Source organism: Caballeronia arvi, assembly GCF_001544695.2.
Lineage (GTDB): Bacteria > Pseudomonadota > Gammaproteobacteria > Burkholderiales > Burkholderiaceae > Caballeronia > Caballeronia arvi.
In genome coordinates this window covers 31,791-54,292 of record NZ_FCOM02000006.1, presented here as the reverse complement: position 1 = coordinate 54,292, position 22,502 = coordinate 31,791, and the positions used below count along the sequence as shown (strand labels likewise).

The window sequence follows — 22,502 nt, the reverse complement described above, 5'->3', positions numbered from 1 at the left end:
GAAAACGACACCGTGCATCCGCACTGTCGGATTGCGTCGTACATGCAGGGGCAAAGCGTTGGTCGCGGTCCGACAGGCGCGGACTTCATCGATGCGCGCGTATCACGTTGAAACCCTTTGTCCTCAAGGCTCCCGGCGATTCGATCGATGCGCACGGTGCGATTGGCATGAGCCATGCATTGACTGGCGTGGGCGCGATTGCTCTCGACACTCCAAAGTTCGATGTCCGGCGAACGTGTCGTTTGGGATCGCGCTTCTTTTTATCGTCACACTGGAGTCGCAATGAAAGCGAAACACCTCGCCGTTCTTCTGGCCGCGAATGCAGCGTTGTTCGCCGTTCCCGCATTTGCGGACGAATGCACGGCCGATATGGTCGAGCGCGGCGCGGCGGCACCGGCATCGCAAGGCGCGCAGACCATGCATGCGATGGCCGCGAAGGACGTCAGGCACGATATGCCCGACGTCGGCGGCGCGGATGCCTATAAAACACAGTCAGGCAAGCGCGAAGAACGCGACAGCATCGACGCGTGGCTTCGCGGAGGCTGATCCTCGAATGATCATCGATCGATCAATCGAGCGTGATGCCGTCGAAGCGATGCCCGCCGAGCGGGCTGATCAGATAGCCGTGTACGCGCTTCGAGATCGGCTGAAAGATGTTGGCGTGGGCGAGCGGCGTATAGGGCACCTGATCCTTGAAGACAACCTGCGCTTCTTCATAGAGCTTCGTGCGCGCGTTCTGATCGGTGACGAGGCGCGCCTTCGCGAGCAGATCGTCGAACTGCTTGTTGCACCACTTCGCCACGTTGCTGCCGTGAACCGCATCGCAGCCGAGCGTGGTGCCGAGCCAGTTGTCGGGATCGCCGTTGTCGCCGAGCCAGCCGTAGAGAATCGCGTCGTGCTCGCCGTTGGTTTTCGCGCGCTTGTTGTACTCGGCCCACTCGTAGGTGACGATGTTCGCCTTCACGCCGATCTTCGCCCAGTCCGATTGAATCAGTTGCGCCATCAGGCGCGCGTTCGGGTTATAGCCGCGCTGTACCGGCATGGCCCAGAGCGTGATCGTGAAGCCGTTCGGAAAGCCGGCATCCTTCAGTAATTGCTTCGCCTTCGCGGGATCGTGCGGCGCATCTTTAAGCGCCTTGTTATAGGACCATTGCGAGGGCGGCATCGGGTTCGTCGCGACCGCGGCCGCGCCTTCGTAGACGGTCTTGATGATCGCCTGCTTGTCGATGGCCATATCGAGCGCGCGGCGCACGTTCACGTTATCCAGCGGCTTGTGCGTCGTGTTGTAGCCCACGTACGCGACATTGAATCCGACGCCCGACAGCACTGCGAGCTTCGGGTCATTCTTCGACGCAGCGATATCTGCGGGGCGCGGAAACGACGTCACCTGGCATTCGCCGCCTGCCAGCTTCTGCTGGCGCACGGCGGCATCGGGCGTGATCGAGAACACGAGCTTGTCGATGTGCACGTCCTTGCGATTCCAGTACGTCGGGTTCGCGTCGTAGCGGATCGTCGAATCTTTCTGATAGTCGCGAAACACGAACGCGCCCGTGCCGACGGGCTTCTGATTGAGGTCTTCGGGCTTGCCTTGCTTCAACAACTGCGCGGCATATTCGGCTGAAACGATGGACGCGAATTCCATCGCGATGTTGCGCACGAACACGACATCGGCCGTCTTGAGCGTGAAGCGCACGGTGTAATCGTCGAGCTTCTCGACCGATGCGATGTTCTTGTCGTAGCCGAGATCGGTCAGATACGGAAAGCTGACCGGATGCGCCTTCTGGAACGGCTCGTTCGGATCGATCATGCGTTTGAATGTGAACACGACATCGTCGGCATTGAAGTCGCGCGTGGGCTTGAACCACGCTGTCGATTGAAACTTCACGCCGCGCCGCAGATGAAACGTGAAGGTCTTCGCATCCGGCGACTCGTCCCACTTCTGGGCGAGACCCGGCACGAGATCGAGCGTGCCGCGCCTGAACTCGACGAGCTGATCGTAGACCGAGTGCGCGCCGGCGTCGAAGTCGGTGCTGGTCGTGTACTGCGCGGAGTCGAAACCGGCGGGACTGCCTTCGGAACAGAAGACGAGCGTCTTGCTCGCGCCGGATGCGGCTTGCGCGGTGATTGCAAGTGCAGCGGAAAGAGAAACAACAAAGAAACGTCGTGAAAGAAGCATTTTTCTTGTTTGCTCGGAAGAGTGGGCAAGCCGCCTCGCGGCGGGCGTGAGCCATACTCTACCAAGCAAACGTTCTTGCTTCCCGCTACATCGTGCGCAATGCAAAGCGCTTGAGCTTGCCCGTCTCCGTGCGCGGCAATGCATCGAGGAACGTGACGAGACGCGGATACTTGTAAGGCGCGACGTTGCGCTTCACGAAGTCCTGCAATTCGGCGATGAGCGCATCGTTACCGATGAAGCCGGCATTGAGCACGACGAACGCCTTCACCACTTGCCCGCGCGTCTCGTCGGGCACGCCGATCACGCCGCATTCCGCGACCGCTTCATGCTGCATCAGCACGCTTTCGACTTCCGGCCCGGAGATGTTGTAGCCCGCCGATACGATCATGTCGTCGGCGCGTGCCTGATAGAACACGTAGCCGTCTTTATCGATCACGACGGAATCGCCGGGAAGGTTCCAGCCGTCGCGCACGAACTTCGACTGGCGCTCGTCGGCGAGATAGCGGCAACCGGTAGGGCCACGCACCGCGAGCTTGCCGAGCGTGCCGGGCGGCACGGGCTGCATCGCGTCATCGACGGCCTGCACGATGTAACCCGGCACCGCGCGTCCGATCGCGTGCTCGCGGACATCCGCACCCGCCGACGCAATGAAGATGTGGATCATCTCCGTGCCGCCGATGCCGTCGATCATTTCGATGCCGCTCGCATCGCGCCACAAGGCGCGCGTCGAATCGGGCAATGCTTCGCCTGCCGATACGGTCTTCGCGAGACTCGACATGTCGAAACGTTCGATGAGCGGCGCCATCTGCCGATAGAACGTCGGCGCGGTGAACATGATCGTCGCGTGAAAGCGTTCGACGGTCTGAAGCAGCGTTTCGGGCGTGAGCTTTTCGAGCAGCACCGTCGATGCCCCGACGCGCAGCGGAAAGCACAGCAAGCCGCCGAGGCCGAACGTGAACGCGAGCGGCGGCGTGCCGCAAAAGATATCGTTCGACGTGGGCTTCAGGATGTGACGCGGAAAGAGATCGCACATCGCGAGCACGTCGCGATGAAAGTGCATGCAGCCCTTCGGCGCGCCCGTCGTGCCGCTCGTGAACGCGATGAGGCATACGTCATCGGCGGCGGTATCGCACGCGTCAAAATGATCGGGCTTCGATGCCGCCAGCGATTCGAGCGAACCGGGCGCATCGTCGTGAAAATAAAGCACTTGCGTGAGCGCTTCGCAATGGAACTCGTCGCCTTGTTTCGTGCAGCGCGCGAGTTCATCGGTGAGACGCACATCGCAGAGTGCAGCCGAAATCTGCGCCTTGTCGATGATCTGCTTCAACTCCTTCGCGCGCAAGAGCGGCATCGTCGGCACGACGACGAGACCGGCTTTCAACGCGGCGAAAAATGCGACGGCCATCTGCAAGGTGTTCGGGCCGCGCAGCAGCACGCGATTGCCCGGACGCAAGCCCATTTCATCGACGAGCACATGCGCGCTGCGATTCACGAGCCGGCGCAGCTCGCGATAACTTGTCGCGTGCGGCGCGCCGTTCACATCGGACCAGATCGCGGGACGATCGCCCTGTCCGCTTTCGATCGCGCGATCCAGCAGTTCCGTCGCGCAATTGATGCGCGCAGGGTAGGCCACATCCGCGTTGTCGAGCATGAATACCGGCCATTGCTCCTGCTGCGGCAGATGATCGCGCGCGAATGTATCGACGTGTGCTGACCGTTCCATCGTGCTCTCCGCTTCAGTTGGGAATGACCGCCGTGGCTTCGATTTCCACCAGTGCATCGTCCTCGATCAGCGCGACGACCTGCACGGCGCTCATCGCGATGTCGTAATCGCCGATCAGTTCGCGAAACGCTGCGCCGATGTCCTTCGCCGCCGCGAGATACGCGCGCTTGTCGGTGACGTACCACGTCATGCGCACGAGATGCTCCGGCTTGCCGCCCGCTTCGTGCAGCACCGCGACGATATTGCGCAACGCCTGCGCGGCTTGCGCGCCGAACTCCTTGCTGACGAAGCGCGCCTGTTCGTCCCAGCCGATCTGCCCGGCGATATACACCTGCGTACCGCGCACCGCGACGCCGTTCGCATAGCCGCGCGGCTTGATCCAGCCCGAAGGCAGAAGTGTCTTTTTCATGAACGTGTCTCCTCTTGCACGCGGCTCGTGCCCGGCGCGAACTGCTCGATTGCGCGGGCGATGTCGCCGGGAATATCGATCGAACGGCCATCGTCGAGCGATGTCGTCACCAGAACCTGCTTTGCGCGAAAGCGCACTTCGCCGTCGCAATGACAGACGATGTCGATGCGAACCGATCGCTGCCCGACCGAATCGACGGACAGCGTGAGCGTCACCGTTTCACCCATGCGGCTCGGCCGCGAGAAGTCGCAACTGAGCTTGACGATGGGCAGCCCGACGCGGCGCTGCGAAATCATCCGCGCATAGTCGATGTGAAGCGCATCGTTAAACCAGTCTTCGACGAGCGCATTCGTCATCACGAGGTATTGCGGGAAATAGACGATGCCAGCCGGATCGCAATGCGCGAAACGGATACGCATCGGCATATCGAAGGTCGGCGTCATCATCGTTGACGTTCTCCGTGCGCTTTCAGCACATCGCGCCCGACGATCAACTGCTGCACTTCGGTCGCGCCTTCATAGATGCGCAGCGCGCGAATCTCGCGATACAGCGATTCGACCGCCATGCCGCGCGTCACGCCCAGACCGCCCCACAGTTGCACGGCGGCGTCGATGACCTGCTGCGCGCCTTCGCTTGCGTGCCACTTCGCCATCGCCGCTTCGCGTGTCACGCTTTCGCCCTGATCGCGCAGCCACGCGGCGCGATAGACGAGCAGCGCGCTCGTATCGATGGTCAGCGCCATCTGCGCGAGCTTCGCCTGCGTCAGTTGAAAATCGCCGAGCGTCTGGCCGAACATCTTGCGCGATGCGGCGCGATCGAGTCCTTCCTGCATCGCGCGGCGCGCAAAGCCGAGCGATGCGGCCGCAACGGACGTGCGGAAGATATCGAGTGTGCGCATCGCGATCTTGAAGCCTTCGCCGGGTACGCCGAGCATCTGACTGCGCGGCACGCGGGCGTTGTCGAAATGCAGGCGTGCGAGCGGATGCGGCGCGATCACGTCGATGCGCTCCGCGATTTCCAGACCCGGCGTATCGGCATCGACGATGAACGCGCTGATGCCGCGCGAGCCCGGCGCTTCGCCGGTACGCGCGAACACGACATAGAAGTCCGCGATGCCGCCGTTCGAAATCCAGGTCTTGTCGCCGTTCAGCACGTAGGCGTCGTCATCGGCCTGCGCGCTCAGCGACATCGCCGCGACATCGGAACCCGCGTCGGGTTCGGACAGCGCGAAAGCCGCTAATGCCGTTCCTTTCGCTACGCGCGGCAAATAACGCTCTTTCTGCGCATCCGTTCCCGCCAGCGATATCGCGCCCGAGCCGAGGCCTTGCATCGCGAAGGCGAAATCGGCGAGACCGTCGTGCTTCGCGAGCGTTTCACGCAGCAGACACACGGCACGCGTGTCGATCGTGTCGCGCGATGCGCCGTATCGCGTGCCGCCGATGCAATGCGTGAGCCACCCTGCATCGCCCAGCATTCGCACGAGGCGCTTGCAGGTTGCGTCGGTGTCGGCGTGATCGACGTGTTGCAGATGTTCAGCGGCCCACGCATCGACATCGAGCGCGAGTTGGCGATGCCGTTCGTCGAAGAAGGGCCATGCAAGCGCGCTATGAAGATCGACGTTCAATTCAGTCTCCTTCGAACACGGGGCGCGTCTTGGCCGCGAATGCGCGATACGCGCGCTCGAAATCGCGCGTGCTCATGCAGATGGCTTGCGCCTGCGCTTCGGACTCGATCGCTTCGTCGATGCTCATGCTCCATTCCTGATGCAGCATTTTCTTCGTGATGCCATGCGCGAAGGTCGGTCCGGCGACGAGATCGGAGGCGAGTTTCGCGGCTTCATCGAGCAGGGTTTCAGGCGTGCACAGGTGGTTGTAGAAGCCCCATTGATAGCCTTCGTCGCCGCTCGCGGCGCGGCCCGTGTACAGCAATTCCGCCGCGCGTCCCTGGCCGATGATGCGCGGCAGGATCGAGCACGCGCCCATGTCGCAGCCCGCGAGACCGACGCGTGCGAACAGGAACGCGAGCTTGCTGCGCGCCGTGCCGAGGCGCATGTCGGAGGCCATCGCGAGAATGGCGCCCGCGCCCGCGCACACGCCGTCGACGGCTGCGATGACCGGCTGCGGGCAATGACGCATCGCCTTCACGAGATCGCCCGTCATGCGCGTGAAGAGCAGCAGTTCGGGCATCGGCAGATCGACGAGCGGCGCGATGATTTCATGCACGTCGCCGCCGGAACAGAAGTTATCGCCCGCGCCGTGAATCACGACGGCTTTGACATCGGTTGCATACGCGAGTTGGCGGAAGAGGTCACGCAACTCCGCATACGATTCGAAGGTCAGCGGGTTCTTGCGCTCGGGCCGATTCAACATGATGGTCGCGACGCCGTTCGTCACGGACCAGCCGAAATGCGTCGCGCGATAGCCGGCGAGCGTCGTTCTGTTGCCCGCAAGAAGCGCATTCGATGATGTCATTGTCGTCGTCTCCTTCAGTCCTTCAGCGTATTCATCAGATGTTGCTTGAGCTTGCCGAGCCGCTGATGCGTCTGCGACTTCTCGTTCAGTTCGAGGCCGCCGAACATCTCGACGACCCATTGCTCATGCGCGGTCGCCATCTTGTCGAACGCGGCGCGGCCTTGCGGCGTGAGTCGCACGCTGGTCGAGCGGCGATCGTTCGGATCGGTATAACGCGAGACGAGGCCTTCCTTTTCGAGCTGATCGGTGATGCCCGTCACGTTGCCGCCCGTGACCATCATGCGGCGCGACAGCTCGGTCATCTTCAATCCTTCGGGATGGCGTTCGAGCTGCGCCATCAGGTCGAAGCGCGGCAAGGTCGTGTCGAACTCGGTGCGCAGGCGCTTGCGCAATTCGGCTTGCACGAGGTTGGTGGTGGTCAGCATGCGCAGCCACAGACGCAGTCCCATGTGGCTGTCTGCGCCCGTGCTCATTTCCAGATCGACGACGTTCTCCGCCGGTTTCTCGATGCCCTTGCGCGGCGCTTTTTCCATGGCGGCACTCGTCTTCTTGTTGCGTGCGGCGTGGGTCACGTGACTTCTCCACCTGATACGGAAATCGATTGGCCATTCATCGAGCCGGAGCCGGGCGCGCACAGCCAGAGCACGGCATTGGCGACTTCTTCCGGCTGCACGAAGCGGCGTTGCGGATTGCTGCGCACGAGCGCATCGCGCGCGTCCTGTTCGCTGCGGGACGTCTTCGTCATGATCTGATCGAGCGATTCACGCAGCAGTTCGGTTTCGGTGTAGCCGGGGCATACCGCGTTGACCGTGATGCCCTTGGTCGCGACTTCGAGCGCGAGCGCGCGCGTAAGGCCGATGACGCCATGCTTCGCTGCGCAATAAGCGGCGACATACGCATAACCGATCTGACCCGCGGTGCTCGCGACGTTCACGACGCGGCCATGACCGCGTTCGATCATCGAAGGCAATGCGGCGCGCGTGCAGAGGAACACGCCCGTGAGGTTCACGTCGAGCATGCGTTGCCAGAGCGCGGCATCGGTGTGCGTGAAGGGCGCGGCTTGCGCGTGGCCCGCGTTGTTCACGAGGATATCGACCGGGCCCGCGCGTTTGAACGCTTCTTCGACGGCGCTTTCATTCGTGACATCGACGCTGATGCATGCGACATCGCCATGAGAACGCATCGCGTCGCGCTGCGCTTCGAGACGCACGATATCGCGGCCCATCAGCGTGATGCGCGCGCCCGCTTGTGCGAGCGCCACCGCGCACGCAGCGCCGATGCCGCTGCCTCCGCCCGTCACGACTGCGTGTTTATCGACGAGAGCCGTCATGATCAAATCGTTCCTTCGGCGCGTTGCGCGCGTTCTTGCGGCGTGAGGCCCGCATTGCCAACGGCCATCGCGCGTTCGCGTTCCAGATTGCGTTCGAGCTGCGATTTCGCGGCGGCGTATTGCTTCGGCCACGCGACATCGAAGTAACCGATCTTCGCCGCTTCGTTCAAGGTCCACGACGGATTCGCGAGATGCGGACGCGCCACCGCGCAAAGATCGGCGCGTCCCGCCGCGATGATGCTGTTCACGTGATCTGCTTCCGATATCGCGCCGACCGCGATCGTTGCGATGCCCGCTTCGTTGCGGATGCGATCGGCGAACGGCGTCTGGAACATGCGGCCATACACGGGCTTTTCTTCCTTGCTGACCTGACCCGACGACACGTCGATCATGTCCGCGCCCGCGGCCTTGAAAGCGCGTGCGATCTCGACGGCATCGTCGGGCGTCGTGCCGCCATCGACCCAATCGTGCGCGGAAATACGCACCGACATCGGCTTGTCTTGCGGCCAGACCGCGCGCATCGCCTTGAACACTTCGAGCGGATAACGCAGCCGGTTTTCGAGCGAGCCGCCGTATGCGTCGGTGCGATGATTGGTCAACGGCGACAGGAAGCTCGACAGGAAATAGCCGTGCGCGCAGTGCAGTTCGAGCCAGTCGAAACCCGCTTGCGCGGCCATTTCGGTTGCGCGCACGAATTGCGCTTCGATCTCGCGCAGTTCTTCATGCGATGCCTCACGCGACCATTGGCTCACATCGCGCACATACTGTTGTGGCGATGCGGATACGAGCGGCCAGTTGTTATCGGGAAGCGGCTGATCGATGCCTTCCCAGCTCACGCGCGTCGATGCTTTCGCGCCTGCGTGACCGAGCTGCATGCCGATCTTTGCATCGGATTGTGCATGCACGAAATCGACGATGCGCTTCCATGCAGCCAGATGCTCCGGCGCGTACATGCCGGGGCATCCCGGCGTGATGCGCGCTTCGGGCGACACGCAGGTCATCTCCGTCATCACGAGCGCGGCGCCGCCCATCGCGCGTGCGCCGAGATGCACAAGGTGATAGTCGCCGGCGATGCCATCGACGGCGGAATATTGCGCCATCGGCGAGACGACCACGCGGTTCTTCAGCGTGACGCCGCGCAGCGTGAAGGGCGTGAACATCGGCGGAACGGAACGTTGTTGCGTCTCGCGTTCGATGCCCGCGCGCGCGGCGAGCCAGTCTTCGAACGAAGCGAGATAACGCGCGTCGCGTTCACGCAGGTTTTCATGCGAGATGCGCTGCGAGCGCGTGAGCAGCGAATACGCGAATTGCTCCGGCTCGAACGATGCGTAACGGTCGACGTGCTCGAACCATTCCGTCGAATTGCGCGCCGCGTTCTGAATGCGCAGTACATCGACGCTGCGCACCCGGGTGTAATGCGCGAGCGCGCCTTCGAGGTCGCCATCCTGCTTCGCGAACGCGGTGTCAATGCTGTTCGCGAGCTCGATCGAATCTTCGAGCGCGAGCTTCGTGCCCGAACCGATGGAGAAGTGCGCGGTGTGCGCCGCATCGCCCATCAGCACGATCGGCGTGCGCTTGCCGTTCGCGTCTTCGCGCCAATGCACCCATTCGCGATTCACGACGCGCGGGAAGCGAATCCATTGCGCGGAGCCGCGCAAATGCGTGGCGTTCGACATCAGCGCATGACCGTCGAGATACTTTGCGAAGAGCTTCTCGCAAAATGCGATGCCTTCTTCCTTGCTCATGTCGGCGAGGCCGGCCGCGCGCCATACGCGCTCTGGTGCTTCGACGATGAACGTCGACGTGCTTTCATCGAAACGATAGGCATGCGCCTGGAACCAGCCCCATTCGGTTTTTTCGAACGCGAACGTGAAGGCGTCGAAGCATTTGTTGGTGCCGAGCCATACGAAGCGGCAATCGCGCATATCGATGTCGGGCTGATACGTCGATGCATATTTCTGGCGGATCACACTGTTCGCGCCGTCGCTCGCGATGATGAGATCGGCTTCGTAGTCGTCGTCGTTCACGACCTGCGTCTCGAAGACGAGCTTGACGCCGAGTTCTTCGCAGCGCGCTTGCAGAATATTCAGCAGACGTTTGCGGCCGATGCCGCAGAAACCGTGTCCCGACGAGCGGATCGTGCGGCCGCCGATGTGAACTTCGATGTCGTCCCAGTGATTGAAGGCATCGAGAATGGCGTCGGCGCTTTGCGGGTCTGCCGCGCGCAGATTCCCGAGTGTCTGGTCGGAGAAGACGACGCCCCAGCCGAACGTGTCGTAGGCGCGGTTGCGCTCAACGATGGTGATGTCGTATCCCGGGTGGCGGTGCTTCATCAAAAGGCCGAAATACAGGCCCGCCGGGCCCCCGCCGATGCAGACGATGCGCATGCTTGCTCTCCGACTGTGTTTCCTCGAATCGATAATTTAGGTTTAGATAGTTTAGATGTCAAGTAAATTGATTCGTCTGCATATTGCATGCATGCGCTCGTTAGCGCGCGGCTTGCCTCGGTTCAATGAACTCCGAAGTCCGAGCGAATCTTCCTTAACTTGGCCGGAGTGACATTGAATTCGCGCTTGAACAGATTGATGAGATGCGAGCTGTCCGTGAAGCCGCATTCATAAGCAATCTGAGTGATGGATCGGTCGCTGTTCAGCACCATCCATTTGGCTGTCTTGAGGCGCAAGCTCCGCCAGTATTGCTGAGGGGCGACGCGCAGATGCTTCTTGAAGAGCCGATTGAGTTCGCGCTCGCTGGTCCCGATCGCTTGCGCGATGCTGGCAATCGAACCTGGCTCCAACGTCTGCTGCATCATCAGGCCGACTGCATTCACAACTCGCCGATCGGGACAATGCAGGCCGATCTCGGAGTCGTTTTTCATGGCCTGTATCTCCTCGAATCCCTGATCGGCCATCAGATAGTGCAGCGCCTTGTGGGAGCGCGTGTTGCCGCAATGCGTCGTCACCAGATGCATGGCGAGATTGATTGCCGCAAGGCCTCCCGGACATGTGATGAACCCGCCGTCTATGACGACCGGGGCATCCGTCACGGCGACGATATCGGGGAAATTGGTCTGCATCGCGTGCGCGAGCGAGAAGTGCACTGCACACCGCTTGCCGGACAGATATCCCAGCTCGGCCAGAACGAACTGGCCAGTGCAAAGCCCGACGACCGGCACGCCCGCCTCGACGCAGGATTGTACGAATCGGTAGAGCTGGTCGGGAACCGGCTCCGAACCGTGGAGCAATCCGCCATGAACCACGACGTAATCGTAGTCGGCCGGATCGCCGAATACTTTGGTGGGCAACATGGGAAAGCCGCAACTCGCCCGAATGGGCGAGATCTCATGCGACAGCAGATCCCACGAGCAGTAGATCTGCCTGCTGAAGTCCGCCTCGTCTGCCGAGAGCCGCAGGAACTCGACGAAGCACGAAAGCGACATCAACGTAAAGTCGGGAGTCGGCACGATACCGATCCTGAGCGGCGCTTCGACCTCTGGCGCTGATTTGCTCGGTCGAAGAAAAGAGTAATCGCGCCGCATTTGCCATGCTCCGATACGTGCCGTCGAATGTCCGAAGCGTACAATTTTTTTAGGCGGCCAGCAATTATAGTTTCCACAGATAACGCGGGGTGACTTGTACACCCGCAAGGTCAAAGGAGACGAGCAGATGAGCGTTGTGATGTTGTCCGTGCGGGATATCCGGTCGGTCATGACTTGGGAACACGCTATTGAAGCACTTCGCGAGGGCCACTTCGGAGCACGGCCCAGTACCGAAGACTTGTTGCTGCAGAACGGTCCGTTCAGCCTCTTTTCGAGGGGCGTAATACTTCCCGGCTATGGGGGAGGCGTCAAGGTCGCTTCCATCTTTCCGCCGAATGCGCAGAAGGAAAAGCCGCTGCCGACGGAAGACGCGATCTTCGTCGTCGTCAATGAAGAGACGAAGGCCATTTCCTGCATACTCGATGGCCCTGAAATCACGCGATGGAAAACCGCCTCGGATTCGGCGCTTGCCTCCGCGTTACTGTCGGCCAACGACAGCAGAACATTACTCGTGATTGGAGCGGGGCCCATCGCTCTTGCATTGGCGCAAGCACATTTGCATGTCAGGCCATCCATCGAGCGGATCATGCTGTGGAATCGCACTCCGCAGAAACTCGATGCTATCGCGCCAACGCTGCGGCAATCGGGCCGCGCGGTTGACGTGGTCGCGGATGTCGATGAAGCAGTGGCACAGGCGGACATCATCTCAGCGGCCACGGGTTCCACGAGTCCGATCATCAAAGGCCGCTTCCTGAAGGCCGGCGCGCATGTCGATCTGGTCGGCGGATATCGGCCAGACATGCGTGAGGCCGACGACGACGTGATCGCACGATCCGATGTCTTTGTCGACTTCACCGACACAGCAATAGAAGCTGGCGACATTGCGGGGGCCATAGCCAACGGATCGCTGACCCGAAACGATATCAAGGGCGATCTCTTTGACATGGTCCGGGCTGCGCCCAAACGCAGCGGCAAGGCGACCGTGTTCAAGAATGCGGGCGGGGCGCATCTTGACCTGCTCGTCGCTCTGGCGGTAGCCAAGGAACTTGGCGCAAGCGTCTAGCTGTTCGCGACACGACTCATAAGGTTCTCCGGACATCGTTCCTTGAACCTGTCAGCCATTCAACAAAACCAGGAGCGGCAACATGAAAATCACGAAGATTTCGATCTATCAAGTGGACCTTCCGTTGAAGGAAGGAAAGTACAGTTGGTCGACGTATTCCTTCTCTTCTTTCGATAGCACGGTGCTTATCGTTGAAACGGATAGCGGCATTACGGGCGTGGGCGAAATCTGTCCGCTTGGTCCGTCTTATCTCGCTGCGTATGCCGAAGGCGCCCGAACCGGCCTGATGAAGCTGGCGCACGGCCTGTTGGGCGAAGATCCTTGCCAGCTCGGAAAAATCAATCTCCGGATGGACGAGCTTCTCAAAGGGCATCCGTACGTCAAGTCCGCGCTCGATATGGCGTGCTGGGACATCCTTGGTAAGGCAACCGGCCAGCCCGTATATAACCTGCTGGGTGGTCGGATTCACGACAAGGTCAAGCTCTTCAAGGTCGTCAGCCGACAGGAGCCGGAGGCCATGGCTGCGAAAATCCGACAGTATCAGGAAGAGGGCTTCAAGCAGTTTCAGATGAAGGTCGGCGCTGGCCCGGATGCCGACATCGAGCGAATCTTCGCGGTTTCAGCGCAATTGCGATCAGGCAATATCCTCGCCGCGGACGCCAATACCGGCTGGCGTCAACATGAGGCGATTCGCGTCGTCAAAGCGATTCGCGATGTCGATATTTATATCGAGCAGCCTTGCCTCAGCTACGAAGAGTGCCTGGCGGTCCGCAAGCACTCGGATCACCCGATGATTCTCGATGAATGCATGGAGGATATTAAGGTTCTCATGCGGGGGTATCAGGATCAGGCTATGGACGTCGTCAATCTGAAGATCAGCCGAATCGGCGGATTGACGAAAGCGAGGCAGTTTCGAGACCTTGCTGCCACTCTGGGCATCTCGCTCACGATCGAAGACTCGTGGGGCGGCGAGATCGACACCGCCGCAATCGCACACCTCGCACATTCGGCGCCGACCGGATTCCACTTTCAGTCGTCGGCGTTTCACGAATATCACACACTGTCGATCGCTTCGGGCGGACCGGAATTGAGCGACGGATACATGTACGCGTCCGAAGCTCCGGGATTAGGTGTAAGCCCGAACATGGATGTCCTCGGCGATCCCGTCGGCGAGGTGTCGTAACACTGAAGAACGGCGCGAACGGCGTTCGACGAGGGCCTGGCACGTCTTCGTCGAACGTACCGCCTGATAGGGCTTGGTGGCGGGATGGTAAACCCGACCGGTTCGATTCGACCTAAAAATTGTCCGAAACATACAATTCGAATTTTTATGGCGCCGCTAACCTGAGTGAACGAATTGCCAAGCATCAGCGTGTTAAGGAATCCGCATGAATAGCCTATTTAACGAGTCCCTAATGCGTCCGGTCAGCGCCCCGCGAGTCCATGCCATGCAAACGCCCGCACTTCTGAAGGCAACGGAGATCGGCAAGACATTCGGCACACACCGCGTTCTGGACAAGGTCAGTCTGGAAATGAAGAAGGGTGAAGTGGTCGCCATCATCGGACCCAGCGGCTCCGGGAAGAGCACCTTTCTCCGCTGCATAAACCAGCTCGAGACGCCGACCGAGGGCGTGATCTCGATCGGCGATGTCACGCTGACCGCAGGATCGCCGCCGTCTCGACGAGACCTGTTGGCGCTGCGCCGGAAGATCGGAATGGTGTTTCAGTCATTCAATCTCTTCCCGCATTTGAGCGTTCTGCGCAACGTCAGTCTCGCGCAAGAGCGCACGATGGGGCGCACGAAAAAAGAGGCCGATGAACGATCGATGGAACTACTGGCACGGGTCGGCCTCGCGCAAAAGGCGAATCAATATCCCGCGCGTTGTTCGGGCGGCCAACAGCAGCGCATCGCAATCGCAAGGGCGTTGGCGCTCGAGCCCGAAGTCATGCTTTTCGATGAACCGACATCGGCGCTCGACCCCGAATTGGGGTTGGAGGTGCTGACCGTCATGCAGGAACTGGCGGCGTCGGGCATGACGATGATCGTCGTCACCCACGAAATGCATTTCGCGGAGAGCGTTTCCGATCGTGTCCTATTGATGGCAGATGGTCGCATTCTCGAGGAAGGACCTAGCGCAGAGGTCATGCGTTCCCCGAAGAGCGAGCGGGCAATCAAGTTCCTCAATGCCGTGAGGGATCGCTAATGAGCATTCATACATCCGAATTGCTGTCGGGCGTTCCCTGGACGATTGCAGTGACGACCGCGTCGTTCGTCTTGGGCGCACTGGCGGGTCTGCCCATCTGCGCGATGCGGATCTCGAACAACGTGTTTTCACGAAGTATTGCGTCCGTCTTCGTGCTTGCATGTCGGTCGATACCGCCGATCGTCCTCCTGTTCTTCATTTTCTTCGGAGTCGGGAATGGCCTCCTTGCGATGAGCGGCTTCACCGCTGCGGTGATTGGACTGGGCCTGATTACTGCGGCAAACATGTCGGAGATTTATCGCGGCTCCCTGTCGGCGATACATCCCGGGCAATTCGAAGCCAGCAGAGCATTGAACCTCTCCAGGGCTCAGCAATTCAAGGATGTGATCCTCCCGCAGCTTGGGCGTATCGCACTTCCGTCCGCAGCGACATATCTCATCGGTCTTTTGAAAGACTCGGCGATCGCATCGACGATAGGCGTGGGTGAGCTGGCTTTTCAGGCCTATCACCTTTCTCAGGAAACATTCCGCGGTCTGAGCATTTATGCGGAAACGGCGCTGATTTACATACTGCTCAGCGTGCCTGTCGCATACCTCGCCCGACGTGCAGATGCGCACCTGCGCTCGAAGGTTTCACGATGACTCATCTATTCGAATTCTGGAAAGAATGGTTCCCGGTGCTGGCCGACGGCTTCATGCTGTCATTGAAGGTCACGGCCGTTTCGCTCTTGGCGGGCATTCCTCTCGGCATGTTCCTCGCATTGACCGTCCAGGCGAAGTCACGCCTTGTTCGTTACGCAGCGCTTTTTGTAGTCGAGATTGGCCGGGGCACGCCTCTGTTGATTCTCCTTCAGTTCGTCTATTTCGGCATGCCGTCTGCCGGCATAACCTTCACTTCCTTCGTAGCAACGGTCATCGCTTTCACCTGCAACGCCGGGGCTTACACCAGCGAGATCATTCGCGCAGGATTCGATGCGGTCCCGCATGGTCAGAAGGAAGCGGCGGCAAGCATCGGGCTCACTAGCTGGGACGCGCTGCGCTTCGTCGTCATTCCTCAAGGCCTGCAAGTCGCGTTGCCAGCGCTACTCGGGTTTTCTGTCCTGATGCTCCAGGGCACATCGTTGTGCTTCACCATCTCGCTTCCCGAGATCGTCAGTCAAGCCTCCAGCATCGGTTCGGACACGTTCGAATACATGCCGATCCTGATTCTGGCGGCGCTGTTTTTTGTATCAGTCTGCGTGCCTGCAAGCTTTCTAGTGTCCTTTCTCGAGCGGAGGCTTTCCCGTCATACTGCCTGACTATCGCTGAACCGACATCTTGCCGACTTCTACGAACTTCCTTAACTTCGGATAACGAAATGACCAGCAAATCTCTTGGACGTACGGGTTTCTGCGCCGGAATGCTGTTCGCGCTCCTGTCGAGCAATGCGATCGCGGACGAATGTAAGCCGGCTCACAAGTTTCCGACCATCAGTTCGGATACGCTCACCATCGTCGCGCACGAGTACATGCCTTTTTCTGGCAAGTCAGGAGACGACGCGGTCAAAGGTATCGACGGCGATATCGTCAAGGCTATCGCCGCAAAGGAATGCCTGAAACTGAACGTCAGTATCGTCGATGCGGGCGCCGTCATTCAATCCGTTTCGACGGGGAAAGCGGACTTCGGTATCGGCGACTGGCAACGAACGGTCGCACGAGCCAAGGTATTGGGCCTGAGTGGTCCGCTCTATACGGATCAAATGGGCGTGATTTCGATGGAGGGCGTGGACACGATTCCCGCGCTGCAAGGAAAGAAGGTTGGTGTCGTCGCTGGCTCGTATTGGAACGCCGATCTGAAGAAGTATCTCGGCAGTTCGCTGACCATCTACCCGAACCCGGTGGCGCTCGCGCAAGATCTGTCAGCGAAGCGTATCGACATCGGAATCGATAGCTATCTGACCGCGGCATATAACCAAAAGACTGCCGGTTATCGCGGCTACAAGGTCATGCCGGTGAAGCCGGATGCAAGCGTACCGGCCTCGCAGAGCCCCAGTCAGGCCGGGTTTCCCTATCAGAAATCGAACAGTGCGCTTGGCGACGCGATAACCGCGGATATCGCCGAAATGCATAAGACGGGGGAAATCGCGAAGATCCTCCAATCCTACGGCTTGCAACCTACAGCAGCGGACGTCGGCGAACCCCGGCTCGTGCAGTAAGCGAAAAAGCCGTCCACGGATTATTTCTAACATCGGGAAAGGAATTCGATCATGCGCTGGAAGAAGACGTTGCAATTGCTTGACGTCCACTGCGAGGGGGAAGTGGGGAAAGTCGTGTTATCGGGGATTTATGACATTCCAGGCGAGACGATGACCGCGAAGATGGACTACATCAACAAGGAGAACGATAGCCTCCGACGTTTCGTCTGCCTGGAGCCCCGCGGCGCGGTCAATCAAACCGTGAACCTCATGGTCCCGCCATGCGATCCGACAGCGGACGCGGGTTTCATCGTTCTGCAGGCCGATGAGGCGCATCCGATGTCAGGCGCCAACACGATGTGCGTCGCGACGGCTCTGCTGGAAACCGGGATGATCGAGATGCAGGAACCGCACACGCAGTTGCGGCTGGAAGCGCCCGCCGGGATCGTAACGGCCAACGTCGAATGCAAGGACGGAAAATGCGTCCGTGTGTCTCTGGACATGATTCCGGCGTTTGTCGAAGCACTGGATCAGGTCGTCGAGACCGCGGAATGGGGAAAGGTCAGAGTCGACATCGCGTTTGGTGGCGTCTTTTACGCGGTCGTCTTTGTCGATCAGCTCGGTTTCGAAATCAGGCCTGAGGACACCGACAAGCTGGTCAGGGCAGGGATGGCGATCAAGAAGGCCGCGAACGAGGCATTCAAGGTGCAACATCCGGATATCCCGTCCATCGATCATATTGCCTATGCGATCTTCGCGCAGCGAATGCCGGGCGGCGTCATCCGTACATGCTGCACGCTTTGGCCCGGTCGAGTCGACAGATCGCCGTGCGGAACGGGCAGCTCGGCCATTCTTTCGGTGTTGCACGCGCGTAATGAAGTGGTCGTTGGCGACTCGCTTACCACGCAGTCGATCATCGGGAGCGAATTCCGCGTACGGCTGACGGGAGAAACGTCGGTGGGAGCGAAGCCGGCAGTGCTACCCAACGTGTCGGGGCGTTGCTGGACCTATGGAATGAGCCAACTGTCTTTGGATCCGAGCGATCCTTTTGCTCATGGCTTTGCGCTGCCCGACGCTTGGGGAGCCGAGGCTATTCATATCAGGTAGCATGTTCGAGCCCGGAGTCTTTATTGAGGCTCCGGGCGCTCAGCCGCAGAGGCTTCCTGCCGGCCGATCCGTTCAGGCAGCTTCGGCCGGATGATGATGAGCCTCGTGCGCGATGTTCTGCAAAAACGCTTTCGTGCGATCCTTCTTGGGGCGACCGAATAGCTCCGCAGGCGGACCTTCCTCGACAATGACGCCGCCATCGATGAACACAATGTGCGTACCCACCTGCCGCGCGAATGCCATCTCGTGAGTCACGAGAACCATCGTCATGCCGTCGTCAGCGAGCTTGCGCATCACCTGAAGCACTTCACCGACCAGTTCGGGGTCGAGCGCGCTCGTCGCTTCGTCGAACAACATCACCTTCGGGTCCATCGCCAGCGCGCGCGCAATCGCGACGCGCTGCTGCTGACCGCCCGAAAGCTCGATCGGGTACTGATCTGCTTTGGCCGCCATACCGACCGTCGTGAGCATCTTCATACCGACATCACGCGCCTCCTGCTTCGAGCGACCCAGCACATGGATTTGCGCTTCCATGACGTTCTGAATGACCGTCTGGTGCGGAAACAGATTGAAATGCTGGAACACCATGCCGACGTGCGCCCGGACGGCCGCAATCTGCTTCTGACTGTGATCGCGATACTTCCCGTTCACTTCGTCACGAAAGACCGTCTGGCCATCGATACGCACGATGCCTTTCTCGGGATGCTCGAGATGGTTGATACAGCGAAGCAGCGTCGACTTGCCACTGCCGGAGGGGCCGATGATGCAGACCACCTCGCCCTTGTTCACGGTCAGATCGATGCCTTTCAGTACGTCGTGCGGGCCATACGATTTACACAGCCCGGTCAGCTCGACCATCGGGCGCGCCGGTTTGGTTTGCGCGATCGTGTTCATTAGTGGGTCCTCCGGGTGAATGCGCGACGCGAAATGCGATCGATGTGTTCGACAAAGCGGGCAGCGGGGAAGCTCACTGCGAAATACATGATTGCGACCATCGTGTACAAGGTGAAGTACTGGAAGTTCTGCGCTGCTGTCATCTGCGCCTTGAACATGATCTCCTGCATGCTGATGACGGAGCAAAGCGCCGTGTCCTTGAACAACGAGATGAAGTAGTTGCCCAGCGCCGGGATGACCGAACGCACTGCCTGCGGCACTACGATCCGGCGCATCGAAAGCCCCGGGGTCATGCCGAGCGCCGCCGCCGCGTCGTACTGACCACGGGCCACAGCCTGGATCGCGCCACGGTAGACCTCCGAGATGAAGGCCGAATAGTTCAGCGTGAGAGCGATGACCGCGGCAACGAACGGATCGAGCGTTACGCCGAATTCCGGAAGCACGAAGTAGATGTAGATCAGCTGCAGAAGCAGCGGCGTTCCACGAATCACTTCGATGTATGCCTTCACGATCCAGCGAAGCACGGCGAATTGCGAGCGGCCCGCAAGCGCAACGACAAGTCCGAAGACAAGGCTCAGCGCCATGACGATAAGTGTGAGCTCGACGGTCAGCAGCAGACCGTGAAGAAGCAGCCCGATACTGTCCGCTGCCACATGAAACTGAAAGTCCATCATTTCCGTTCTCTCCTGAAAACTTGCAGCCGAAGGTCCAGTGCGTGCCCGACCTTACGGCTTGAGATCGAATGAAACCAGGTTCTTGTCAGTGAGGCCGAACTGACGAAGGATGGCAGACGTGGTGCCGTTGGCCGTCATTTCCGCCAGCGCCTGCGTGTAGGCCGCGCGCAGCGAACAGTCTTCCTTGCGAACCGCGTAGCGAGCGCTGCCGAAGCCGCCGCCGTCGATCATCGATCGGGGCGTCGGCACATCGTTGAGGATTTCGAGGTTCGTGTTCGGGTTTTCGGCCTTGAATTTCACCCAGAGCAACTGATCGGTAATAGCGGCGTCGAGGCGTCCCTGGGCGAGGCTCTGAAACTTCGTCAGGTCGTCCTTGAAGGGCATGGTTATCACGCCGATCCCCTTCAAATAAGAGTCCGCTGCTTCTCCGGCGGTGACACCGACCTTCTTTCCTTTCAGATCGGCAAAAGACTTGATGCTGACGCCCGAGCCTTTCTTGACCATGATGCCCGGGCCATACCAGAACGCGGGACCGGTGAAGCTGATGACCTTGTCGCGTTCCGGCGTGTGGTGAATGTCGCTCGCGATCACGTCGATGCGTTTGGAAATCAGCGACGGCACCGTGCTGTCCCACGGCATCCATTCGACGCGCTTGATCTTCACGCCCATCCAGGCGAGCGCCTGCTTCTGAATTTCCACGTCGATACCCTTCGCCTCGTTGGTCTTCGTATCGAGCCAGCTTTCCGGCGGCAGTTCGGAATAACCGAGCACAACGCCTTCCTTCTTGGCCTTCTCATAGGACGGGTCGCCACAGTTGTCGAACATGGGTTTCGATTCATAGTGGGGCGTCTCGCCTGCGGCCTGGGCCGTTCCGGCGTGCAGTGCGAGCGGCAAAAACAGCGATGCGATGACGCTGGCGCAAGTCAATCGTGGCTTCATTTTGTATTCCCTTCGATGTTGGCGAGGCATGTGTGGAGGATCAGCGGGTTACGAGGCATAGCCCGGTGCGGTCTGGTTCAGGAAACGCTTGACGCTTTCGAGGTGAAGATGGGCGCTCGCTGCATGAGATGCGCGTTCGCCCTTGGCGACCGCAGCAACGATGTCGTGCGAGACCGGAGCCATCTTTGCGCCGGTGCTGTACGCCTTGACTTGCGCTTCAGCTGCCCGTTCGACGAAATAGAGGTCGTCCCACGCCTCCGCGATGGTCTTCGCGCCGATGCTGACGCCGTGGTTGCGCATGAAGACCACCTCGGCATTGCCCAGCGCGCGCGCGATACGGTCCCCTTCACTGTCGTCGAGAGCGAGGCCGTTGTATTCCTTGTCGACGGAAAGGACTCCATAGAATCGCATCGACGACTGGATCGACCAGTCGAACGGATCGCGGTCCAAGGCGCACAGTGCCGTGGCATTCGGCGTGTGCGCATGCAGAAGACAGCGAATGTTCGGCTTCATCTTGTGGACTCGCGCGTGGATCCAGAACGAGCTCGCTTCCGGCTCGCCACGGCCGCTCAACACGTTGCCGTGGAAATCGCAGACGAGGAGCGAGGAGGCCGTCAGCTCCGAGAAGGAGTAGCCGTAAGGGTTGATCAGGAAGAGATCGTCGCGGCCCGGAAGCAGGGCGGAATAGTGGTTGTCGACCGCTTCGTTGAAGCCGTAGTGCGCGCTGATGCGAAATACCGCGGCGAGATCGACGCGCGTCTGCCAGATCTCGTCGCTGTTGAAATCGACATCGGCGTAATCCGCGGCTTTCGACGGGTCAACCTTGAGTTTGATGGCCATTCCTGCTCCGTTGTGAGCGACGATCGCCCTGAAATCGGCTGCGTCGGCGGGTTTCGAAAAGTTGCTGCGCCGCAAAGGAACCGTCGGGGAAGAAGTTGCCCGCGTCACGGCATACGTGTATACAATCACGTAAAAATACGAAGATCAAGAATCTATTGCATACCTTCGCGTTAACACCGAGAATTCCGGCAGGGGACGGTGCAGCCAGAATGTGCAGACAATGAACAACCTTTCGATACCTAGTTGGGAGCCCGTTCGCGCGCGAACGATGGTGGATTCGGCGGTCGACGCGATCGTGAGCGGCGCGTCGCGCGGCCTGATTCTTCCGGGCGACCGGATCGTGGAAGCAGAAATCGCCGAAAAGCTCGGCGTCAGCCGTGTGCCCGTGCGAGAGGCACTGCGGATGCTCGAAAGTCAGGGAATCGTCACCAGCGTGCCGAACAAGGGCATTCGGCTGGTGCCGGTGTCGCGGCAACGCGTCCTCGATCTGCTCGAAGCTCGCCTTGCGCTCGAGATGATGGCGGTGAAGCGCGTGGTGGCGCTGAAGCTAAACGATGCGCCCGAGACGCATCTCCGGCTACGCCGGCGCGTGGACGAAATCGAACTGATGGTTTTGCGCCAGGACTACTACGGCCTCGCACTTGCGGACGTGGCGTTTCATCGCGAGCTCGCCGAGATTGGCGGTAACGACGTCGTGTTGAATCTCTGGGAGGGGATCGCCCGACAATTGGTCATCGTGCTGGGTCTGACGACTCACATCACCAATCTGACTTCCATCGTCGCGGAACACCACGAACTGCTCGCGGCGCTCAAGGAGGGCAACCTTCGTCAGCTCGAGAAAACGTGGACGCACCACATCAACAGCCAGAACTGTGACGTGGATTACGAGAAGATAATCGAGGAGCGGCGCGAGCAGCTGCGGGCGTCGCGTCAGACGCTGACGAAGGGGTGATGACGGCCGC

The 22,502-nt window shown here is 60.1% G+C and carries 23 protein-coding genes; 9 read left to right on the top strand and 14 right to left on the bottom strand.

Going from position 1 to position 22,502, the window contains the following annotated elements; genetic code table 11:
- The first annotated feature begins 282 nt into the window (after positions 1–282).
- Positions 283–546, top strand: coding sequence for a hypothetical protein (locus tag AWB74_RS09315; RefSeq protein ID WP_061146483.1), 264 nt, complete (start codon positions 283–285; stop codon positions 544–546).
- Between the two features lie 22 nt (positions 547–568).
- Here the strand turns inward: AWB74_RS09315 and AWB74_RS09310 are convergent, their stop codons facing one another.
- The 10 genes from AWB74_RS09310 to AWB74_RS09265 all read right to left on the bottom strand — a co-directional run bounded on the left by AWB74_RS09310 (position 569) and on the right by AWB74_RS09265 (position 11,647).
- Entirely contained in the window at positions 569–2,176 is a 1,608-nt protein-coding gene (locus AWB74_RS09310; protein WP_061146482.1) for an ABC transporter substrate-binding protein, read from the bottom strand.
- Positions 2,177–2,261: 85 nt separating this feature from the next.
- Positions 2,262–3,899: an AMP-binding protein gene (locus tag AWB74_RS09305; protein WP_061146481.1), complete on the bottom strand. Its 1,638-nt coding sequence runs from the start codon at positions 3,897–3,899 to the stop codon at positions 2,262–2,264.
- 13 nt (positions 3,900–3,912) lie between these two features.
- Positions 3,913–4,308, bottom strand: a complete 396-nt coding sequence (locus AWB74_RS09300; protein WP_061146480.1) for a RidA family protein — start codon at positions 4,306–4,308, stop codon at positions 3,913–3,915.
- The gene (locus tag AWB74_RS09295; protein ID WP_061146671.1) at positions 4,305–4,751 is read right to left on the bottom strand and encodes an acyl-CoA thioesterase; all 447 of its coding nucleotides are present in this window, start codon (positions 4,749–4,751) and stop codon (positions 4,305–4,307) included. Before AWB74_RS09295 ends, AWB74_RS09300 begins: the two co-directional genes overlap by 4 nt.
- On the bottom strand, positions 4,751–5,932 hold the full coding sequence (locus AWB74_RS09290) for an acyl-CoA dehydrogenase family protein (RefSeq protein ID WP_061146479.1): 1,182 nt from the start codon (positions 5,930–5,932) through the stop codon (positions 4,751–4,753). The genes AWB74_RS09295 and AWB74_RS09290 overlap by 1 nt, the downstream gene beginning before the upstream one ends.
- 1 nt (position 5,933) lies before the next feature.
- Positions 5,934–6,779, bottom strand: a complete 846-nt coding sequence (locus tag AWB74_RS09285; RefSeq protein ID WP_061146478.1) for an enoyl-CoA hydratase family protein — start codon at positions 6,777–6,779, stop codon at positions 5,934–5,936.
- A gap of 14 nt (positions 6,780–6,793) precedes the next feature.
- Complete coding sequence (locus AWB74_RS09280) at positions 6,794–7,312, bottom strand: MarR family winged helix-turn-helix transcriptional regulator (protein ID WP_087038930.1); 519 nt, start codon at positions 7,310–7,312, stop codon at positions 6,794–6,796.
- A gap of 35 nt (positions 7,313–7,347) precedes the next feature.
- On the bottom strand, positions 7,348–8,109 hold the full coding sequence (locus AWB74_RS09275) for an SDR family NAD(P)-dependent oxidoreductase (protein ID WP_061146476.1): 762 nt from the start codon (positions 8,107–8,109) through the stop codon (positions 7,348–7,350).
- Positions 8,110–8,111: 2 nt separating this feature from the next.
- Positions 8,112–10,496: a bifunctional salicylyl-CoA 5-hydroxylase/oxidoreductase gene (locus AWB74_RS09270; protein ID WP_061146475.1), complete on the bottom strand. Its 2,385-nt coding sequence runs from the start codon at positions 10,494–10,496 to the stop codon at positions 8,112–8,114.
- A gap of 122 nt (positions 10,497–10,618) precedes the next feature.
- The gene (locus tag AWB74_RS09265; protein ID WP_061146474.1) at positions 10,619–11,647 is read right to left on the bottom strand and encodes a GlxA family transcriptional regulator; all 1,029 of its coding nucleotides are present in this window, start codon (positions 11,645–11,647) and stop codon (positions 10,619–10,621) included.
- A 94-nt stretch (positions 11,648–11,741) separates the two neighbouring features.
- On the opposite strand from AWB74_RS09265, the gene AWB74_RS09260 reads away from it, so the two are divergent.
- From AWB74_RS09260 to AWB74_RS09230, 7 genes are all read left to right on the top strand, one after another.
- Positions 11,742–12,710 (top strand): ornithine cyclodeaminase family protein, encoded by a 969-nt coding sequence (locus AWB74_RS09260; RefSeq protein WP_235024525.1) that lies wholly within the window; start codon positions 11,742–11,744, stop codon positions 12,708–12,710.
- A gap of 82 nt (positions 12,711–12,792) precedes the next feature.
- Entirely contained in the window at positions 12,793–13,893 is a 1,101-nt protein-coding gene (locus AWB74_RS09255) for a cis-3-hydroxy-L-proline dehydratase (protein ID WP_061146473.1), read from the top strand.
- Between the two features lie 265 nt (positions 13,894–14,158).
- A complete protein-coding gene (locus AWB74_RS09250; RefSeq protein WP_200821951.1) occupies positions 14,159–14,914 on the top strand; it encodes an amino acid ABC transporter ATP-binding protein in 756 nt (251 codons plus the stop codon).
- Positions 14,914–15,555 carry an amino acid ABC transporter permease gene (locus AWB74_RS09245; RefSeq protein WP_061146471.1) on the top strand — a complete coding sequence of 214 codons (642 nt, stop codon included), beginning with the start codon at positions 14,914–14,916 and terminating at the stop codon, positions 15,553–15,555. The genes AWB74_RS09250 and AWB74_RS09245 overlap by 1 nt, the downstream gene beginning before the upstream one ends.
- Positions 15,552–16,211, top strand: a complete 660-nt coding sequence (locus AWB74_RS09240; protein WP_061146470.1) for an amino acid ABC transporter permease — start codon at positions 15,552–15,554, stop codon at positions 16,209–16,211. Before AWB74_RS09245 ends, AWB74_RS09240 begins: the two co-directional genes overlap by 4 nt.
- 59 nt (positions 16,212–16,270) lie before the next feature.
- Positions 16,271–17,107, top strand: coding sequence for a substrate-binding periplasmic protein (locus tag AWB74_RS09235; RefSeq protein WP_061146469.1), 837 nt, complete (start codon positions 16,271–16,273; stop codon positions 17,105–17,107).
- Between the two features lie 51 nt (positions 17,108–17,158).
- Complete coding sequence (locus tag AWB74_RS09230) at positions 17,159–18,193, top strand: proline racemase family protein (RefSeq protein WP_061146468.1); 1,035 nt, start codon at positions 17,159–17,161, stop codon at positions 18,191–18,193.
- Between the two features lie 72 nt (positions 18,194–18,265).
- Here AWB74_RS09230 and AWB74_RS09225 read toward each other — a convergent pair whose 3' ends face one another.
- Genes AWB74_RS09225 through AWB74_RS09210 form a run of 4 tightly spaced genes read right to left on the bottom strand, consistent with a single transcriptional unit; the run spans position 18,266 to position 21,540 of the window.
- On the bottom strand, positions 18,266–19,051 hold the full coding sequence (locus AWB74_RS09225; protein WP_087038929.1) for an amino acid ABC transporter ATP-binding protein: 786 nt from the start codon (positions 19,049–19,051) through the stop codon (positions 18,266–18,268).
- Between the two features lie 35 nt (positions 19,052–19,086).
- On the bottom strand, positions 19,087–19,761 hold the full coding sequence (locus AWB74_RS09220; protein WP_061146466.1) for an amino acid ABC transporter permease: 675 nt from the start codon (positions 19,759–19,761) through the stop codon (positions 19,087–19,089).
- Between the two features lie 51 nt (positions 19,762–19,812).
- Complete coding sequence (locus AWB74_RS09215) at positions 19,813–20,700, bottom strand: substrate-binding periplasmic protein (RefSeq protein WP_160110235.1); 888 nt, start codon at positions 20,698–20,700, stop codon at positions 19,813–19,815.
- Positions 20,701–20,748: 48 nt separating this feature from the next.
- A complete protein-coding gene (locus tag AWB74_RS09210; RefSeq protein ID WP_061146464.1) occupies positions 20,749–21,540 on the bottom strand; it encodes an aldolase in 792 nt (263 codons plus the stop codon).
- Between the two features lie 295 nt (positions 21,541–21,835).
- Between AWB74_RS09210 and AWB74_RS09205 the strand changes: the two genes are divergently transcribed.
- Positions 21,836–22,492, top strand: coding sequence for a GntR family transcriptional regulator (locus AWB74_RS09205; RefSeq protein WP_160110233.1), 657 nt, complete (start codon positions 21,836–21,838; stop codon positions 22,490–22,492).
- The last annotated feature ends 10 nt before the right edge of the window (positions 22,493–22,502 follow it).

Coding starts and splice junctions, on each gene's coding strand:
- AWB74_RS09210 (WP_061146464.1), bottom strand. CDS start 21,540: ATGGCCATCAAACTCAAGGTTGACCCGTCGAAAGCCGCGGATTACGCC.
- AWB74_RS09265 (WP_061146474.1), bottom strand. CDS start 11,647: ATGCGGCGCGATTACTCTTTTCTTCGACCGAGCAAATCAGCGCCAGAG.
- AWB74_RS09315 (WP_061146483.1), top strand. CDS start 283: ATGAAAGCGAAACACCTCGCCGTTCTTCTGGCCGCGAATGCAGCGTTG.
- AWB74_RS09220 (WP_061146466.1), bottom strand. CDS start 19,761: ATGATGGACTTTCAGTTTCATGTGGCAGCGGACAGTATCGGGCTGCTT.
- AWB74_RS09300 (WP_061146480.1), bottom strand. CDS start 4,308: ATGAAAAAGACACTTCTGCCTTCGGGCTGGATCAAGCCGCGCGGCTAT.
- AWB74_RS09295 (WP_061146671.1), bottom strand. CDS start 4,751: ATGACGCCGACCTTCGATATGCCGATGCGTATCCGTTTCGCGCATTGC.
- AWB74_RS09310 (WP_061146482.1), bottom strand. CDS start 2,176: ATGCTTCTTTCACGACGTTTCTTTGTTGTTTCTCTTTCCGCTGCACTT.
- AWB74_RS09280 (WP_087038930.1), bottom strand. CDS start 7,312: ATGGAAAAAGCGCCGCGCAAGGGCATCGAGAAACCGGCGGAGAACGTC.
- AWB74_RS09285 (WP_061146478.1), bottom strand. CDS start 6,779: ATGACATCATCGAATGCGCTTCTTGCGGGCAACAGAACGACGCTCGCC.
- AWB74_RS09305 (WP_061146481.1), bottom strand. CDS start 3,899: ATGGAACGGTCAGCACACGTCGATACATTCGCGCGCGATCATCTGCCG.
- AWB74_RS09270 (WP_061146475.1), bottom strand. CDS start 10,496: ATGCGCATCGTCTGCATCGGCGGGGGCCCGGCGGGCCTGTATTTCGGC.
- AWB74_RS09240 (WP_061146470.1), top strand. CDS start 15,552: ATGACTCATCTATTCGAATTCTGGAAAGAATGGTTCCCGGTGCTGGCC.
- AWB74_RS09230 (WP_061146468.1), top strand. CDS start 17,159: ATGCGCTGGAAGAAGACGTTGCAATTGCTTGACGTCCACTGCGAGGGG.
- AWB74_RS09275 (WP_061146476.1), bottom strand. CDS start 8,109: ATGACGGCTCTCGTCGATAAACACGCAGTCGTGACGGGCGGAGGCAGC.
- AWB74_RS09225 (WP_087038929.1), bottom strand. CDS start 19,051: ATGGTCGAGCTGACCGGGCTGTGTAAATCGTATGGCCCGCACGACGTA.
- AWB74_RS09235 (WP_061146469.1), top strand. CDS start 16,271: ATGACCAGCAAATCTCTTGGACGTACGGGTTTCTGCGCCGGAATGCTG.
- AWB74_RS09250 (WP_200821951.1), top strand. CDS start 14,159: ATGCAAACGCCCGCACTTCTGAAGGCAACGGAGATCGGCAAGACATTC.
- AWB74_RS09215 (WP_160110235.1), bottom strand. CDS start 20,700: ATGAAGCCACGATTGACTTGCGCCAGCGTCATCGCATCGCTGTTTTTG.
- AWB74_RS09245 (WP_061146471.1), top strand. CDS start 14,914: ATGAGCATTCATACATCCGAATTGCTGTCGGGCGTTCCCTGGACGATT.
- AWB74_RS09255 (WP_061146473.1), top strand. CDS start 12,793: ATGAAAATCACGAAGATTTCGATCTATCAAGTGGACCTTCCGTTGAAG.